The following is a 16,437-nucleotide window of genomic DNA, read 5'->3' as shown; positions in this document are numbered from 1 at the left end:
CCGGCTCCTTACCCATTTCGACGTACTGCAGGCTCGACCGCTTTCTTCGGCTCGCGGTGTTCGGCCACACCAGAAGAAGTGTGCCCAGAAGGCCGGCGCCCAGCGCAGCACCTGTCCTCAAGGCCCCCATGTGCCAAAGGAAGGCGGCCATGGTGAGCCAGACCAACCACAAAGCTCCTCGCAACCATGTCGTCATGCCAACTCTCCCGATTCAGAAAGCCACTTTAGCAGCGCTTGTGAAAACCTAAGCATTAACAATAAGGAATATTTGGCACTATCGCCCTATTGCACTATCTGGTGTGTAGGAAATACTCTGAAACAGTGGTTGACGGCGCAACGAAGCGCTGTTCAAGCTACGGGAAAAGGATGGATTCATGCCGGATCCGACAAGGGGTGGACAAGTGAAAGCGCCGTTTGGAGTCATCTGGGGTATTTCGCTCGCATTGCTGTGGCCGGCTGCGCTATCTGCCGAGCTCGAGTTGCAGGGGAGCCGCCTCCTCGTCACCGGCATGCTGGATGGGACGGCCATCAAGGCCTTCGAGGAGCATCTCGCCTCGGGGCACGTCCGAACCGTCGTGTTCGAGAACTCGCTTGGCGGCACGCCCGAGGTGGCCAGCGAATTCGCCCGTGCGATCCGGGCCAGCGGCGTCAACACCGAAGCCAAAGGGCAGTGCCACGCTGCCTGCGCCTACGCATTCCTCGCCGGCAAGGAGCACCGTTTCGGGCGGGGCTTCCAGGTGAATGGCCTGCTGATCCCGGTCGCGGGTCGGCCGCGCCCCGCCGATCTCGCGAGCCGCTGGAGCGGGGACGACGGCCTCCGGACCCTGTCGGATTTCATCGCGCCCCCACCGGACGTGGCGCCGACGGACGCCGCCGTGGTACCTCCGCCCGCGGCCCCCAGTGCGCCGGCAGCGATCCAGGCCCAGGCGCCCAAGGAGCGTTGGCAACCCAACCAGGGCGTGCTGTTCGTCTCGACGCCGACGCTGTTCGGCCGCGTCTACAACAGCTTCTACTGCGACGGAACGCAGGGCCGCGACATGTCACGTTGCGAACTGCTCTCCGACGCCGACCCGTACAAACTCGGCGTCCTGACGCCCTAGGGCGCCGTGTGCAGCCACCCCGCGACGAGCGGGAAGCTGAAGAATGCCGCCACGGTGGTCCAGAAGATGATCCGCGCGATGCGCGCGTTGTCGGCCCCGAAGCGTTCGGCGAGCATCGACACGTTGCTCGCGCTTGGCAGCGCGGCAATGAGCACGATCGTGACCATCGTCGAAGGCGCCAGCGCCACTCCAAAGGCCATGGCACCGCGCGCGACGCCATAGACCAGCAGGGGATGCGCGATTAGCTTGATCGCGATCACCGGCAGCACATCTCCAAGCGGGGCACGCGGCGGCGGCGCGGATCCGCTACCAATGGCCTCGGCCACGACCGCACTCGCCTGGTGCTCCCGAGCCAGCACACTGGCGCGGGCGAGCACCGCGCCGATCGTGAACAGCGCGACCGGTGACGCGGCCTCCGCGAGCATTGCAATCGTGCGGTCCACCGCGCCCGGCAGGACCAGGCCGGTCGCGGAAGCAAGGCCGCCCAGCACGATCGACCACGGCATGGGGTTCTGCACGATGCCCCGCATCGCTTGGCGCACCGCCCTCGCGGCGCCGTGCTCATCGGCCCCGTCCAGGCGCGACAGCGCGATGCACAGCGACGAAGTCACGATCATGTCGAATGCGATGGTGATGATCGTCGGCGTCGCGGCCTTCGCCCCAAGGATCGCCACCAGCAGCGGCACGCCCATGAAACCCGTGTTCGGAAAGGCCGCCACCAGCGCCCCGAAGGCCGCGTCGTTCCAGCCGATGTGCCGCTTGCGGCTCCATGCCGCGGTCACGCTGACCACGATCAGCGCGCAAAGCCCCCAGATGAGCACGACTCCCGCATCGAGCAACTTCGCGATCGGCGCGCCCGCACCAAACCGGAACAGCATGCACGGCAGCGCGAAATACAGGACGAAGACATTCAGGCCCGGGATCGCCGCCAACGGCAGCGCCCCGCCGCGAGCTGCCGCGTAGCCGGCCGCGATCAATGCAAAGAAGGGAACGGTGACAAGAAATATCTGGAGCACGCGGCGATTGTCTCTGCGCACTGCCGCAAGGCAGGGTTGCGTGCAGCTAACGCAAAAAGCGTGGCAGGTCTAGCACAACTCACGGCCCCGGCGACCACGGGCCGCCCCGTATCATTGCCCGCTTTGCGCCTCGCCCTCCCCCGTTCCCACTCTCCATGTCCTCCGGTCTCAATTTCGCGCAGCAAGAAGCAGTCAACTACATGCACGGGCCTTGTCTCGTGCTCGCGGGCGCAGGTTCCGGCAAGACACGCGTGATCACCCACAAGATCGCGCGGCTGATCCAGGCGGGGCTCGAGCCCAAGCGCATCGCGGCGATCACCTTCACCAACAAGGCTGCAGCCGAAATGCGCGAACGGGCCAAGGGCCTGATCGGCCGTGACGCCAAGAATGTCGTCGTCTGCACCTTCCATGCGCTCGGCGTGCGCATGATGCGCGAAGACGGCGCAGTGCTGGGCCTCAAGCCCGCCTTCAGCATCCTCGACGCGGACGACGTGGCGAAGATCCTCAAGGACGCCGGCGGCACCAGCGACCTTGCAACCGCCCGCATCTGGCAGTGGACGATCAGCAAGTGGAAGAACATGGGCCTGAACGCCGCGCAGGCCGAGGCGCAGGCAGCCGACGACAACGAGCGCATCACCGCGCGGATCATGGCGCGCTACGAGGAGCGCCTCGTGGCCTACCAGAGCGTGGATTTCGACGACCTCATCGGCATGCCGCTCAAGCTGCTCAAGGACTTCGACGAAGTGCGTGCCAAGTGGCAGGCCGCGCTCGGGCACATCCTGGTCGACGAATACCAGGACACCAACGCAACGCAGTACGAAGTGCTGAAGGCGCTCGCCGGCGAACGCGGGCGCTTCACCGCGGTGGGCGACGACGACCAGTCGATCTACGGCTGGCGCGGCGCGACGCTCGACAACCTGCGCAAGCTCCCGATCGACTACCCCAGCCTCAAGGTCATCAAGCTCGAGCAGAACTACCGAAGCACGAGCGCGATCCTGCGCGCGGCGAACAACGTGATCGGGCCGAATCCGAAGCTCTTCCCGAAGACGCTGTTCAGCGAGCTCGGCGAGGGCGAACCGGTGCGCGTCGTCGACGCGGACAACGAACAGCACGAGGCCGAACGCGCGGTCGCGCGCATCCAGAGCCTGCGCGCGGGCGATGCGTCATCGCAAGGCCAGCAGTTCAGGGAGTTCCGCGACTTCGCGATCCTCTATCGAGCGAACCATCAGGCCAGGGTGTTCGAGCAGGCACTGCGCAAGGCGCAGATCCCGTACAAGGTCTCCGGCGGCCAGAGCTTCTTCGACCGCGCGGAAATCAAGGACCTCTGCGGCTGGTTCCGACTGTGGGTCAACAACGACGACGATCCGGCGTTCCTGCGCGCGGTGACCACGCCCAAGCGCGGCATCGGGCACACCACGCTCGCGAGCCTCGGCACCTTCGCGAGCCAGTACAAGCTCAGTCTGTTCGAGGCACTGTTCAGCCCCTCGCTGCCGAGCGTGATGCCCAAGCGCGCCCTCGATGGCCTGCATGAATTCGGTCGCTACATCAACGACCTCGAATACAGGGCGCGACGCACCACGGGCGCGGAGGATTCGCGCGCATTCCTCACCGAATGGCTCAAGGAAATCGAGTACGAGAAGCACCTGTACGACGGCGAGGACAGCGAGCAGGCCGCGGCCAGCCGCTGGACCAACGTGCTCGAGTTCTGCGACTGGATGTCCCAGCGCTGCGGCGGCCAGATCGACGACGCCTCCGGCGCGACGATGGAAAACGAACGCAAGAGCCTGCTCGAAGTGGCGCAAACGATCTCGCTGCTCTCCACGATCAGCGAGCGCGAGCAAGACCAGAACGTCGTCACGCTTTCCACCCTGCATGCGTCCAAGGGGCTGGAGTGGCCGCACGTGATGCTGATCGGCGTGAACGAAGGCCTGCTGCCCTTCAAGCTCGACGACGACAACGGACGGCAGGAGAAGATCAGCGAGAGCACGCTGGAGCGCCTTCAGGAAGAACGCCGGCTCATGTATGTCGGCATCACGCGCGCGCAGCGCAGCCTCGCGGTGAGCTGGACCAAGCGCCGCAAGCAGGGACGCGAGATGGTGGCTGCGCAACCGAGCCGCTTCATCGGCGAGATGGCGCTCGACAAGAACACCGTGAAGGAAGACCCGCGCGAGAAGCTCAAGGCGCTGCGCGCCGAGTTCGCGAAGAAGGTCAAGGACAACGCTGCCGCGGCTGCCGCCGCATCGGCGCCATGAAGCGCGCACTGATCGCCTGCCTGGCGGCGGCGTGTCTGCTCACCGGCAGACACGCGTTGGCGCAGAACCCATCCCCTGCCGCCGCCGCGACCAGTTGCCCGGCAACCGCTTCCGACATGCCGCTCGAGGCGCTCTTCGGCACTTGGGAAGCGCGCTTCGACGGGCTGCCCGGGGTTGCCAGGATGCAGCTTGCCAAACATCCCGACTACGCCGGCGTGCGCGGCACGATCACGCGCGGCGGGGGCGACACGCCAACGAGCGTCGCCCAGCTCGCAGGCGATGTCGATCAAGACGCTTACCTGAGCCTCGACGAGTCGATGGACGGCCACGCCATCAGCGGCGTCTGGCTGGGAGAGCTGCAGGCTGCATCCTGCGGCAAGGAATTCAAGGGAATCTGGCGGAACGCCGCCGACGACAGCACGCGCCCCTTCGTGCTGACCAAGATCAACGACAACGCAGGGAAATGACCATGAGGGTGGACCTTCGCATCCTTTCTTTCGTGACGCTCATCGCGGGATTCGGCGCGAGCGCCGTGCAGGCGCAGGCGGTCGATCGGCCGCGCAGTCCGCTCGCCGATGCACAGCTCACCTGGCAAGAGTGCCAGCGCCTGACCGGCGACAACGAAGCGCGTCTGGCGTGTTTCGACCGCTGGGCACAGCAGCAGACACTGCCCGCGGCGGCCGTGCCCGCGGCCCCGCCCGTGCTCGCGGAAACACCACCGCCCACGCCCGTCGATGCGAGCGTGCCGGCGACCCGCGTGGTCTCGGTCGCGACCACCGATGGTTGCCGCGATCGGCAGTACAGCTCGCTGTCGCGATTCTGGGAACTCGAGTCCGGCACCGACTGCGGCACTTTCGGCTTCCGCGGGTATCGCCCGCTGAACGTATCGCTGGGCGTGGCGGCGCATGATCCGGAAACCCCGACTTCGCCGGCACCGGGCCGCGATGGCGTGGACCGCCCCTATCAGGCGCAAGACATGCGCATCGGACTTTCGCTGCGCACCAAGCTCGCGCAGGGGCTGCTGACCGGCGACGACCCGAACAAGCGGGACGGGTTGTGGTTCGGCTACACGCAGCAGTCGACATGGCAGGTGTTCAACGAAGAGCTCTCGCGTCCGTTCCGCACGACGGATCATGAGCCGGAGTTCATGTACTCCTACCCCACCGACTACAAGCTCCCCGGCGGCTGGCGGATGCGCTACACCGGCCTCGGCCTGAACCACCAGTCGAACGGCCAGGACCTGCCGCTGTCGCGAAGCTGGAACCGCATCTACCTGATGGCCGGCGCCGACCTCGATGACCGCTACATCATCACGGGACGCATCTGGAAGCGCATTTCCGAAAGCGGCTCGGTGCACATCGATCCGTCCAAGGACGACAACCCGGACATCGAGGACTACATCGGCCGCGCCGAAGTGAAGGGCATCTGGAACTTCAACCGTGACAACCAGCTCGGCGTCACGGTACGCAACAACCTGCGTGCGAGCGGCAAGGGCTCGATCCGCCTTGAGTGGCTGAAGGCGATCGGCGACCCCGCGCGCAGCAACCTGCGCTTCCACACGCAGCTGTTCTACGGCTACGGCGACACGCTGATCGACTACAACAAGAAGCGCACCGTCTTCATGGTGGGCCTGAGCCTGGTGGACTTCTGAGGTCCTACCAGGTCACTTCGCGGTCGGGCGTCGCCGAGATGCGATGGATGGAGATGTCCGCGCCGTCGTACTCCTCCTCCTGCGTCAGCCGGATGCCCACGGTCGACTTGAGCGTGCCGTAGACAACGGCGCCGGCCACCAGGGCCCAGACGACGCCGATGACGACGCCAATCAACTGGGCGATCAGGCTCACACCGCCGATCCCGCCCAGCGCCTTGCTGCCGAAGATGCCGACCGCAAGCCCGCCCCAGGTGCCGCACAGGCCGTGCAATGGCCAGACGCCGAGCACGTCGTCGATCTTCCACTTGTTCTGCGTCAGCGTGAACATCACCACGAACATGGCGCCGGCAATGCCGCCCACCGCCAGCGCCCCAAGCGGGTGCATCACATCGGAGCCGGCGCAAACGGCGACCAGCCCCGCGAGCGGCCCGTTGTAGACGAAGCCCGGATCGTTCTTGCCGAGCGCGAGTGCGGCGAGCGTGCCACCCACCATCGCCATCAGCGAATTCACCGCGACGAGGCCCGAAATCTTGTCGATGGTCTGCGCGCTCATCACGTTGAAGCCGAACCAGCCGACGCACAGCACCCATGCGCCGAGCGCGAGGAACGGGATGTTCGATGGCGGATGTGCACTCAGCGACCCATCGCCGCGATAGCGGTTGCGGCGCGCGCCCAGCAGCAGCACCGCCGGAAAGGCGAGCCAGCCGCCTACCGCGTGCACCACGACGGAGCCTGCGAAGTCATGGAACTCGCTGCCCGTGACTGACGCGATCCAGTCCTGGATCCCGAAGGCCTTGTTCCAGGCGATCCCCTCGTAGAGGGGATACACGAAGCCCACGATCACCGCGGTCGCGACGAGCTGCGGCCAGAACTTCGCGCGCTCCGCGATCCCGCCGGAGATGATCGCGGGAATCGCCGCAGCAAATGTCAGCAGGAAGAAGAACCTCACCAGCTCGAAGCCGCTCTTGGCGGACAGGGTCTCGGCGCTCACGAAGAAATGGGTCCCGTAGGCCACGCCGTACCCAACGAGGAAGTACACGACCGTCGACACCGAGAAGTCGACAAGGATCTTGATCAGTGCATTGACCTGGTTCTTCTTTCGGACCGTGCCGAGTTCCAAAAAGGCAAAGCCGGCGTGCATGGCCAGGACCATGATGGCGCCAAGAAGGATGAAGAGCGCGTTAGCGCCCTGAGTTAGTGCGTCCATGGAGAGCTTGCGAAGGGGGATTGTCTTGTTGTGGTGCGATTCGCCGTCTTTGTGCGAACGCCCGCCTGTCGCAAGCAAAAATGGTGCCGCTTCAGCGCAAATGTGGTGCCGATTGCTCCACTTCGTTGCGCGGCGCACCGAAAACGCCGCGCGCATTCGGTGCGTCAGAAACGAAAAAGCCCTCGAACCTTTTCAGATTCGAGGGCTTTGCGATTTGGTGGCCTGGGGCGGAATCGAACCACCGACACGCGGATTTTCAAGGAATTTTCGGGCCTTGAAGCCAGCGCAACGGATCGCAGAAGACCATATAAATCAACAACTTAACCGCAGTCGAGCGCAACAAAGCGCAAGCAACTTCTGGCAGGAGTGTCAGAAAAGTGTCAGAGCCTGCCAGCACGCGGATGCTAGCAGAGCACGTTCATCGCACCGGCTCGTCGCTTCATAGAACGTTCCTAACCTTGTTCAGCATAGTGCCCAGAAACTGCCCCCAAAACTGAGTAAGGTCTCCGTACTGTTCAACAGGGTTAGCGTGCATGGATTCGGCCTTGCCGTACGCGATGAGCAACAGCGACATGGCTTCCACGCTGCGGCGAGCGGCCTTAACCGCTTCGTCACCCGAAACCGTACCGGGGTCTCGTTCTGAGATTGCCTTCAGAGGCTCCCACATCTCCCGGTAGAAGGGATGACGTGTATTGAGCCGAATGATGACTTGGTCGGCAACATGCGTAGTACTCAGAAAGATGTTGCCCGGAAAGCTCACGGACTCGATGACGAAGGGAAGCTTCTTCTTGTCTTCGATGTACTTCTTCTGCTCTTCGGGCTTGGTAAAGCCTGCATCCTCCGCCAGCTCCTTGAGCACAACGTCGGCAGGCGGCGTGTCCTCCTGAGACTCCACGCGCGGCTTGGGCATCATGGCATCGACTTCCTTGACGGCATCAAGGATGGCCGCGTGCTCGCCAGACGCCTCGTGCTGCTCGCGGGCTGCGACTCCCCAGGTCTCGTCGATAAGCTTGCGCGCGGTTGGGATGTGCTTCTTCAGATGCTCACGTAGCTTATCGCGAAGCTCCCCATGGGGCTCCACGCCCCGTTTGACGTTGCGGATGCCGAAGTAGTCGTCCAGCTCCGGGTCAAAGGACACTTCGATGCCAATGAAGCGGTCCATCTCCTGCACCCCGCCAGGAAGGATGCGAGGGACGTTGGAGTACGCTACCTCGCGATTCTTACGGACGAAGCTGAGCGCGCCTTCATTCTCCGGAATGCGCAGAGACTTCGCCAGCGTGTCACCGCCGAGGCCTCGGCGACGCAGGACTTCCTTGGGGTAGAGGGTCACACGCAAGTGCGCCGCGTGCTGGCCGATTTTCACGATGTCCTCGCCAATTGTGGTTGCGCCGTAGTGGTGCAGAACCCCCTTCTTGAGGTCGTCCCGCTTGTACTCTTTGTTGAGCACGGTGTCGGCCCAGGTGCGCTCCAGCAGCATCAGCGGGTCATGAGGGATGAGCAACGAGTCATTGATGGAAATCTTGATGCCACCGTCAAGGAAGTGCCGGAAGATGCGCGACAACTCCTTCTCCAGCTCCTGGCGCAGCTCATTGAAGTCGCGTGCCGCACGACCTTCCTCCAAGCGGTCAACGTTAGACCACAGCACAACAGTGCCTGTTTCCTTGGGAAATTCTAGGTTCAGGTCCGGCGGAGGCGCTGCAGGCGCAGGCGCCTTCAGCACAACCGACTTACCCAAGCCTTCCTCAACGAGCGCCTCATTGAGGTCGAAGTGAACATGCAACCACTCGGCATCTGGTCGATTGCGACTCCAGACGTCAATGCGGCGTCCAAAGTTCAATGCCGCAAGTTTTGCGCCGACACCGTATTTTCCAATGGTGTCCGAGCGCATATAGCGCGACGAATATCCCAGCACCAGATAGCGGTGCAGGATTTCCGCCGGCATGCCGTCACCGTCATCGCGAATCGCAATGCGATGGACGCGCTTCTTGCCGCGCTCCTCGCTTTGCTCCAGCAGCACCAGGATGTTGTTGGCATTGGCCTCAATGCTGTTGTCGATGACCTCGCCCAGGGCTGTAGGCAGGCTGTGGCCCGAATCCCGGAGCGAAAGCAGAGCCTGCCCCGTCTGAATCATGGCGATATCGCCGGTTGCGCTCGTGGTAGTTGCAGTAGCAGTAGACATTTCATTTCCTCAGGTTTTTGCAGCCGTCGCCGTCAGGTCGGCGGCCACCGTGGGCGCAGCACTGATGTCCAGGCTTGGTCGCAGTAGATGCGTCCATGCCTTGCAGTCGCCCGTGCTGCAGAAGGGGCAACTGTCGGGGCACCCGGCCGGTCGAGCGGGGTGAATCTGGTTAGAGAGAGCGCCGGTCAGGCGCAGGATGTGGAACCACGCCGACTCCAGGCGATACGCCTGCAGGGGGCTTTCGCGCGTCCTCCACGCCACGTACGTTGCAATAGGCAGCAACGGGTGGCGCGCCAAGCGCGTTTGGATGCAGTTGTCGGAGCGTCCTACATAGAACGGCACTTCCATTCGAAGCAACATGTACACGCCAGGCCATCCGGGTGGCACGAAAGCGCGAACGACCGATGGATTGGCAACGAAGGCGACCTGTCGAGGCTCTTCGAACAACAGTTCAGGGCATGACGGCATGTCCGTCCCCCCTGCGCACCTCTGGCGTCAGCCAGAGTTCCACCTGGCCCAACTGCTCGGTCACACGCCGCCGCACTGAACCGGGCCGCGCCAAGAAGCAGGGGCGAGCGGGCGCGCGCTCAGACCGACGATAAGCAGGGGAAAGGTGGGGGAATGGGGCAGCGATGAGCTTGGAACGAACCTGGCGCTCAATGAGACTTTCTGCCTCCGCCAAGAGTTCAAGTTCGGAAATGGCACTACTCGCACGCGGCCAATTGAACGCCAGGTCAAGGGCACGTTCAGCGATGCAGTAGGGTGAGGAGCCAGGGCAATGCTTCGACAGAAGCACCTGGAGGGACACGACAGCGCGCGAGTGCGCCTCGACTTCGGAAATGGTCATGGTTCGCCTTTGTGTGCACGACCGCCCCAAGGGTGCAGCCACGCCGTACTCGACTACATGCCGACCTGTTTCTGCTGCTCCACCCCAAACAGGTAGCGCAACCCGGACAGCAAGCAGCACTGTAGAAGCTGCCCCGGGACTCGTCAATAGCATCGCCTCTTGCTGATAGGTAGACCCCGTTCGTTGCAACTGCGTCCGTCCAGCGACGCGCGGCGGCGTCAAAGCAACAGACGGCGTACGCCGGCTTGCCAAACACCCCGCCCCACGAGATACTGTTGTTTTATACAGTTTTCGGCCGGTCGAAGCGTAGACCGGGACGGACAGCCGTCCCAAAGCGCAATCGCTGCCAACGACAGAATAGCTAATGACTATTTCGTTGGCAGCTTCAGGTCTAAACCGGGTCGGACTGGCGAGGTCGTCCAGTTAAACTAGGCTTCCAATGATTCAGTTGCCTTCCGAAGCCCCGCCGCAGTTCTCGGGGCACGAGACCTTCCCCTTGCGTCAGCTGTGGCTTCGCAAGGCGTACGACGCGGTCACCCAATTTGAAGAACCTGCCCCTCGTTCGATCTTTGCCGACGAAGAGGCCATCGTGCGCTTTGGAGTTGGCAAGAACATGGCCATGTCCATCCGCTTTTGGGCGACGGCTTGTGGGGTTATTGAAGACGCCGGGGGATACATCCCAACCCGTCTCGGCGATTTGCTTTTCAACGATAGAAGTGGCCTCGATAAATATTGCGAGCACACCGCGACCACGTGGTTGATGCATTGGCAGGCCGCAAGCACCCACGAAAAGACCACGACTTGGTGGTATCTCTTCAATCACGTTGTGCAGCAAGTCTTCGACCGCGAGTTCATTGTGAGCTCGCTCACTGGGCTTGTGACAGAGCACAAACTTCGCATCTCAATGGCCACGCTGAAGCGTGACGTCGAATGCTGCATCCGAAGCTACGTGCCCCGCCTTGGGGGCGATTCCCCCGAAGAGATGAGTGAGCCGTTACTCGGCGAACTTGGGCTCATTCAACAAAACGCGAAAGGTGCCTTCGAATTTCGTCGTGGCTCAAAGCGCTCGTTGCCTGACGGGGTCTTCGCCTACGCGCTTTTGGACTACTGGGAACGCATGTCTCACGCGGGCTCAGTAATGGCATTCGACCGAGTAGCCTACGACTACGGCTCGCCCGGCCGCGTGTTCAAACTTGATGAGAACGCAGTTGCCGACAGATTGATGGCGCTCGAGGATTTGACCCGCGGCCAAATTCAATGGACGGAGCAAGCGGGCATTCGGCAAGTCACTCGAAAAGACGCAGCGCTGAAGAGCCTTGCCGAATACAAGTACAGGCTTCTTGAAAGTGCCTATGCGTAAGCAATCTCGCCCCGCAAGCACTGAAACGAAGATGTTGTCGGACGTCGTCACCATCTCTCGCCAATTTCTTCGCTCGGTTCGAATCGATACGGATGTTGGTCGTGAAGATGCACTCTCTGGCTACATTTGCCAGGGTACCGCGAGCTCTCTGCTCGAGAGCATGGCACGGCAAATCGCAGAAACCCGTCAGCGAGCATTCACGTGGACCGGCCCGTACGGCGGAGGCAAGTCGTCTCTCGCATTGATGCTGTGCTCGCTGGTGGGCGGACAACCAAAGGTTCGCGCCAAAGCCAAGCAGCTCCTCGGTTTCGCTGACGACAGCCTGGTCCATAAGGCGTTCGAAGCCAGGGGTGACGGTTGGCTAGTTGTGCCCGTCGTGGGCAAACGAGCGGATGTAGTCCACGAACTTGGCGCTGCTTTGGCCAAGGCGCGGGGGCTGCCTGCTAATCGCAAGAAGCAACCTGATGTTGTCGGCGAGCTTGTCGAAGCTGCAGAGCGTCACCCCCAGGGTGTTCTCGTCGTGATAGATGAACTAGGCAAGCTTCTTGAGGCGTCGGCCCAAGACGGCGGAGACATCTATTTCTTCCAAGAGCTCGCCGAGGCTGCAAGTCGTTGCTCAGGAAAGCTCGTCATCGTTGGCATCTTGCATCAAGCGTTTGAAGCCTACGCGTCCCGCCTAGGCCGGCAGTCTCGCGATGAATGGGCTAAGGTACAAGGCCGGTTCGTTGACATCCCACTCGTTGCTGCTGCAGATGAGGTGATTGAACTCGTCGGCAAGGCCATCAAGGTTGAGGACTTGTCGCTTCCAGCGGAAGCATCAAAGCTTGCGGATAGCGTTGCCGCAGCCATTCGTACTCGTCGCCCGGGAACACCTGCAACGCTGGCGGATTCACTACGCGCTTGCTGGCCGCTTCACCCGGTCACCGCAGCGCTGCTTGGCCCCATCTCGCGGCGTCGCTTCGGGCAGAACGAACGCAGTACCTTCGGTTTTCTGGCATCGCGCGAGCCTCTGGGCTTCGTGGAGTTCCTCAACGGCTATGAAGCGCAGTGGTTCACCATGTACGGCCCTGCTGCGTATTGGGACTACCTCCGCGCCAATCTTGAGCCTGCCATCGTTGCGTCCCCCGACGGACACCGATGGGCTCAATGCTGCGATGCCGTTGAGCGAGCCGAAGCGAAGGGAACAGACGTACACGTCAAGCTGACCAAGACGATTGCTCTGATTGAGATGTTCCGCAACGGGTCTGGGCTGGTTGCGGAAGGACCTGTTCTTGCTGTGTCTACCCCGGGTGTGGACGAAGAGCAGATTCGCACCGCTCTCGAAGAACTTTCAGACTGGAAGGTTCTCATCGAGCGCAAGCACTTGGGTGCTTGGGGCATCTATGCCGGCTCGGACTTTGACATTGAAGCAGCCATCAACCTCGCGCGTGGTGAGATTGGCGAGCCAGACCTCGAGCACATCTCAACGCTAAGTGACCTGCAGCCTGTGCTGGCTAAGCGCCACTACCAGAAAACAGGGACCATGCGATGGTTCACCCGTGGGATTGTTCGGCTTGAGGACGTCGAGAAAGTGGTCGAGCAGTTCGTGCTCAAAGGCGCAAGCGCGGGAGCATTCCTGCTGTGTCTGCCGCCCCCGGGCCAGTCGGTTCGGTCTGCGGAGCATCGCGTGCGTCATGCAAGCGCAACCACGGCACTTGCAACCCTGTTGCTCGGTACTCCGAAAAACGCTGAGCGAATCATCGAACTGAGCCTTGAACTCGCCGCCTCTCAGCGCGTGATGAAGACGAGACCCGAGCTTCACGGAGATTCGGTGGCGCGCCGGGAAGTTGTTGGCCGAATCGAGGCAGTCCGGGCCTCCCTGGAGGAGGAGCTGGCAGACGCGTTCGAGCTTTCAAAGTGGTACATCCGCGGCTCGGCGGTCGAAACGAAGGGGGGCACCGTCCTCTCCGTCATCGCCTCAAACATCATTGAAAAGGTCTACGACAAGGCTCCGCACATTTTCAGTGAACTCATCAATCGTGAGGACCCATCTAGCAACTCAGTGAAGGCTCGTAAGGACCTGATGAATCGCATGGTCACCCATGCTCACCTGCCAAAACTCGGTTACGAAGGCTATCCCGCGGACGCCGGCCTGTACTACACGGTCTTGAACGACCCTGGACTTCATCGCTCTCGCAGCGATGGCGATTGGTCCTTCGGTGACCCAAACTTCAACACGCGAGGAACGTCGTACGAGCACTTTTGGTGGGAAACCAGTGGCGCGCTTGTCACTGAAGGCAAGTCCCTCACCCTTAGGGAGCTCTACACCGCCTGGGCGCTGCCGCCGTTTGGTATTCGAGCTGGAGTCATGCCAGTTCTGTCACTTGCTTTCTACCTAGCCAACCGTTCATCACTTGCCCTGTATGTCAACGGCGTTTTCACTCCCGACCTAACCGAGGCAGTAGTAGACGAGTGGACCCTAGACCCTGGTCGCATTCGCTTCCAGCATGTGGAAGCCTCAAAGGACAAGGCAAAGCTGGTTGACGCCCTGGCAAAAACCGTCTCCGACAGGTCGAGTACAGAAGTAGGCGCGGCTCCTCTCGATGTGGCGCGCGGCCTGGTCGGACTTGTTATAGCCCTGCCCGGCTGGACGAAGCGTACGACCACGGTGTCAACGAAGGCCCAGCTAGTTCGCGCGATGCTACTAAAGGCGAGCGACCCTTTGCGAGTCCTCTTCTCTGACTTGCCTACGTTGCTTGAGGCCCAAGACCCGGCCACCCTCAACTCGCGCCTGCAGGCTGTAACCGACGAGTTGTCTAGTGCATACCACCGAATGTTGGCGAGTGTGCGCGGTCACCTGCTGGAAGCGCTTGACCATGGCGGACGGCAGTTGGAAGACCTACGCCATCGGGCGACCACAGTGAAGGGCATGACGGGCGACTTCAAGCTTGACGCATTCGCCACGCGTCTTGAGACCTACGACGAGTCTGACGAAACCGTGGAGTCACTCATCAGTCTGGCCATCGACAAACCTCAAGCAGCATGGGTTGACCGAGACATTGACGCCGCTATGGCAAAGCTTGCCGAGTGGGCCGTGGACTTCCGCAAGGCGGAGACCATGGCTCCGTTACGAGGCCGGCCATCAACTCGTCGCGTAATTGGCGTTGTCTTCGGCGCGAGCCACGGACAGGACGCCACCGGATTCGTGGACGTCTCTGAAACGGATACGCCCTCGATTGACCGCTTGGTTAAGCAGTTCTTGGCAGAAGCCCAGGGCGAGCGCAAAGAGGTCATTCTGGCCGCGCTCGCTGAAGCAGGCGCAATGATGGTCAAGCAACACAGCAAGGGGAAGAGAAATGGCTGAACGTCACGTTCTGGGGCTCTCAGGAGGCAAAGACAGTGCCGCACTTGCCGTTTACATGAGCCTGAATCATCCCGAGATTCCCCTGGAGTACTACTTCACTGACACAGGCAAGGAGCTGCCCGAGGTCTACGAATTTCTGGGGAAGCTCGAAGGGTTTGTTGGCCGCAAGATTCACTACCTTAATCCGCACCGAGACTTCGACTTCTGGCTGAGGACCTACAACAACTACCTTCCTTCTCCGAGGACCCGCTGGTGCACGCGCAAGCTAAAGCTGGAACCTTTTAAACACTGGATCAGGCCATCGCTGGAGGCCGGCGACACGGTCTACAGCTATGTAGCTATCCGAGCCGATGAAGAACATCGGGAGGGGATGGTCGCCCAGCATGAGAACCTCATCGTCCGGATGCCTTTTCGGGAGCACGGCGTCGACAAACCAGGCGTGTTCGAGCTGCTCGAAGGCTCCGGCCTTGGCCTTCCCAAATATTACGATTGGCGCTCCCGCTCAGGTTGCACCTTCTGCTTCTTTCAGCAGAAGGTCGAATGGGTTCGACTGAAGGAAAACCACCCCGAGGCCTTCGAGGCTGCCAAGGCCTACGAGAAGAACGCCCTTGAGCACGGGTCTCCCTTCACCTGGAGTCACGGGGAGCCGCTGACGGACCTGGAGCAGCCTGAGCGCGTTGCTGAAATCATGGCCGACTTTGAAGCTCGCAAGCAACGTGAGTTGGCACGCCGCAAGCCCAATCCATTGCGCGTCATTCCTATCGAACCAGTCGATATTGATGACCTATACCTCGAAGACGAAGGCGGCGGCGCCTGCCTCGTTTGTCACAAATGAAGGTATCTGCTGGTCGAGCCCTCACGTGGTCAGAGATTGACCTCGCACCTGAAACGCCGGGGGTCTATGCGTGGTACTCGCGCCTCGTGGTCTCGAAGGCGGACATTGATGCGGTCATCAATCGCATCAAGGAGGCAAGCCAGCATGGCGAGATGCAGGCACGTGCTGAGGTCGAAGATGCTCTGGACCGTTTCATCTTCAGCCCCTATCGAGAGACCCCGTATCAAGTGGCCCTGCGTGGGCAGCTGAAGCCAAAGTTCAGCGGAGAAGTCATTCATGAGCCGAGCAAATCAGAGTCCCTCATCGGCAGGCTAGCGACCAATCCCGACCGTTTTCGCACCATTTCGGACGTGCTGAAAGCAGCTGCGCCTTGGTTTACCGCACCGCTTTACATTGGCATGGCAGGAAATCTTCGCAGCCGACTTAGGCAGCATCGAAACAAGATTGTCGAACTACGGGACTTGCAGGGGCAAGGGTCCATCGACGATGCCGTGGAGGCGGGGTTCGCCAACCAGGTCGTTGCACGAAACTTTGACCCGACGAATCTGTTTGTTCACATCGCCGAAGTCAACGATGACGCAGGCGAGTACAACGACATAGAAAACATTCTCAATCGAATCAACTACCCAATCTTCGGGAGAAACTGA

Annotated in this window: 11 protein-coding genes; 8 read left to right on the top strand and 3 right to left on the bottom strand. The window is 61.7% G+C overall.

From position 1 onward, the window contains the following. Window positions 1-374 precede the first annotated feature (374 nt). Window positions 375-1,100, top strand: a complete 726-nt coding sequence (locus tag FHW64_RS33300; protein ID WP_260306552.1) for a hypothetical protein — start codon at window positions 375-377, stop codon at window positions 1,098-1,100. Here FHW64_RS33300 and FHW64_RS33295 read toward each other — a convergent pair. Next, complete coding sequence (locus FHW64_RS33295) at window positions 1,097-2,116, bottom strand: AEC family transporter (RefSeq protein WP_184533610.1); 1,020 nt, start codon at window positions 2,114-2,116, stop codon at window positions 1,097-1,099. The two genes, FHW64_RS33300 and FHW64_RS33295, sit on opposite strands and share 4 nt — an antisense overlap. A gap of 155 nt (window positions 2,117-2,271) precedes the next feature. Here FHW64_RS33295 and FHW64_RS33290 point away from each other — a divergent pair, with 155 nt between their 5' ends. The 3 genes from FHW64_RS33290 to FHW64_RS33280 are packed head-to-tail and all read left to right on the top strand — an operon-like array spanning window position 2,272 to window position 6,019. Next, on the top strand, window positions 2,272-4,368 hold the full coding sequence (locus tag FHW64_RS33290) for an ATP-dependent helicase (RefSeq protein WP_184533608.1): 2,097 nt from the start codon (window positions 2,272-2,274) through the stop codon (window positions 4,366-4,368). Continuing rightward, complete coding sequence (locus tag FHW64_RS33285; RefSeq protein WP_184533606.1) at window positions 4,365-4,835, top strand: hypothetical protein; 471 nt, start codon at window positions 4,365-4,367, stop codon at window positions 4,833-4,835. The genes FHW64_RS33290 and FHW64_RS33285 overlap by 4 nt, the downstream gene beginning before the upstream one ends. A 2-nt stretch (window positions 4,836-4,837) precedes the next feature. Beyond that, the gene (locus FHW64_RS33280; RefSeq protein WP_184533604.1) at window positions 4,838-6,019 is read left to right on the top strand and encodes a phospholipase A; all 1,182 of its coding nucleotides are present in this window, start codon (window positions 4,838-4,840) and stop codon (window positions 6,017-6,019) included. Window positions 6,020-6,023: 4 nt separating this feature from the next. Here FHW64_RS33280 and FHW64_RS33275 read toward each other — a convergent pair whose 3' ends face one another. Then, complete coding sequence (locus tag FHW64_RS33275; protein ID WP_184533602.1) at window positions 6,024-7,226, bottom strand: ammonium transporter; 1,203 nt, start codon at window positions 7,224-7,226, stop codon at window positions 6,024-6,026. A gap of 439 nt (window positions 7,227-7,665) precedes the next feature. Next, on the bottom strand, window positions 7,666-9,405 hold the full coding sequence (locus FHW64_RS33270) for an ATP-binding protein (protein WP_184533601.1): 1,740 nt from the start codon (window positions 9,403-9,405) through the stop codon (window positions 7,666-7,668). Window positions 9,406-10,691: 1,286 nt separating this feature from the next. Here FHW64_RS33270 and FHW64_RS33265 point away from each other — a divergent pair. The 4 genes from FHW64_RS33265 to FHW64_RS33250 are packed head-to-tail and all read left to right on the top strand — an operon-like array spanning window position 10,692 to window position 16,437. Continuing rightward, a complete protein-coding gene (locus FHW64_RS33265) occupies window positions 10,692-11,612 on the top strand; it encodes a DUF4007 family protein (RefSeq protein ID WP_184533599.1) in 921 nt (306 codons plus the stop codon). A gap of 31 nt (window positions 11,613-11,643) precedes the next feature. After that, window positions 11,644-14,955: an ATP-binding protein gene (locus FHW64_RS33260; RefSeq protein WP_221210622.1), complete on the top strand. Its 3,312-nt coding sequence runs from the start codon at window positions 11,644-11,646 to the stop codon at window positions 14,953-14,955. Next, window positions 14,948-15,790, top strand: a complete 843-nt coding sequence (locus tag FHW64_RS33255) for a phosphoadenosine phosphosulfate reductase family protein (RefSeq protein WP_184533597.1) — start codon at window positions 14,948-14,950, stop codon at window positions 15,788-15,790. The genes FHW64_RS33260 and FHW64_RS33255 overlap by 8 nt, the downstream gene beginning before the upstream one ends. After that, window positions 15,787-16,437: a hypothetical protein gene (locus FHW64_RS33250; protein ID WP_184533595.1), complete on the top strand. Its 651-nt coding sequence runs from the start codon at window positions 15,787-15,789 to the stop codon at window positions 16,435-16,437. The genes FHW64_RS33255 and FHW64_RS33250 overlap by 4 nt, the downstream gene beginning before the upstream one ends.

Origin of the sequence: Variovorax sp. Sphag1AA, assembly GCF_014192575.1 — a bacterium.
Taxonomy (GTDB): Bacteria; Pseudomonadota; Gammaproteobacteria; order Burkholderiales; family Burkholderiaceae_C; genus Variovorax.
This window is presented reverse-complemented; position numbering and strand designations above follow the sequence as displayed.

Coding starts and splice junctions, on each gene's coding strand:
- FHW64_RS33300 (WP_260306552.1), top strand. CDS start 375: ATGCCGGATCCGACAAGGGGTGGACAAGTGAAAGCGCCGTTTGGAGTC.
- FHW64_RS33290 (WP_184533608.1), top strand. CDS start 2,272: ATGTCCTCCGGTCTCAATTTCGCGCAGCAAGAAGCAGTCAACTACATG.
- FHW64_RS33285 (WP_184533606.1), top strand. CDS start 4,365: ATGAAGCGCGCACTGATCGCCTGCCTGGCGGCGGCGTGTCTGCTCACC.
- FHW64_RS33280 (WP_184533604.1), top strand. CDS start 4,838: ATGAGGGTGGACCTTCGCATCCTTTCTTTCGTGACGCTCATCGCGGGA.
- FHW64_RS33275 (WP_184533602.1), bottom strand. CDS start 7,226: ATGGACGCACTAACTCAGGGCGCTAACGCGCTCTTCATCCTTCTTGGC.
- FHW64_RS33270 (WP_184533601.1), bottom strand. CDS start 9,405: ATGTCTACTGCTACTGCAACTACCACGAGCGCAACCGGCGATATCGCC.
- FHW64_RS33265 (WP_184533599.1), top strand. CDS start 10,692: ATGATTCAGTTGCCTTCCGAAGCCCCGCCGCAGTTCTCGGGGCACGAG.
- FHW64_RS33260 (WP_221210622.1), top strand. CDS start 11,644: ATGTTGTCGGACGTCGTCACCATCTCTCGCCAATTTCTTCGCTCGGTT.
- FHW64_RS33255 (WP_184533597.1), top strand. CDS start 14,948: ATGGCTGAACGTCACGTTCTGGGGCTCTCAGGAGGCAAAGACAGTGCC.
- FHW64_RS33250 (WP_184533595.1), top strand. CDS start 15,787: ATGAAGGTATCTGCTGGTCGAGCCCTCACGTGGTCAGAGATTGACCTC.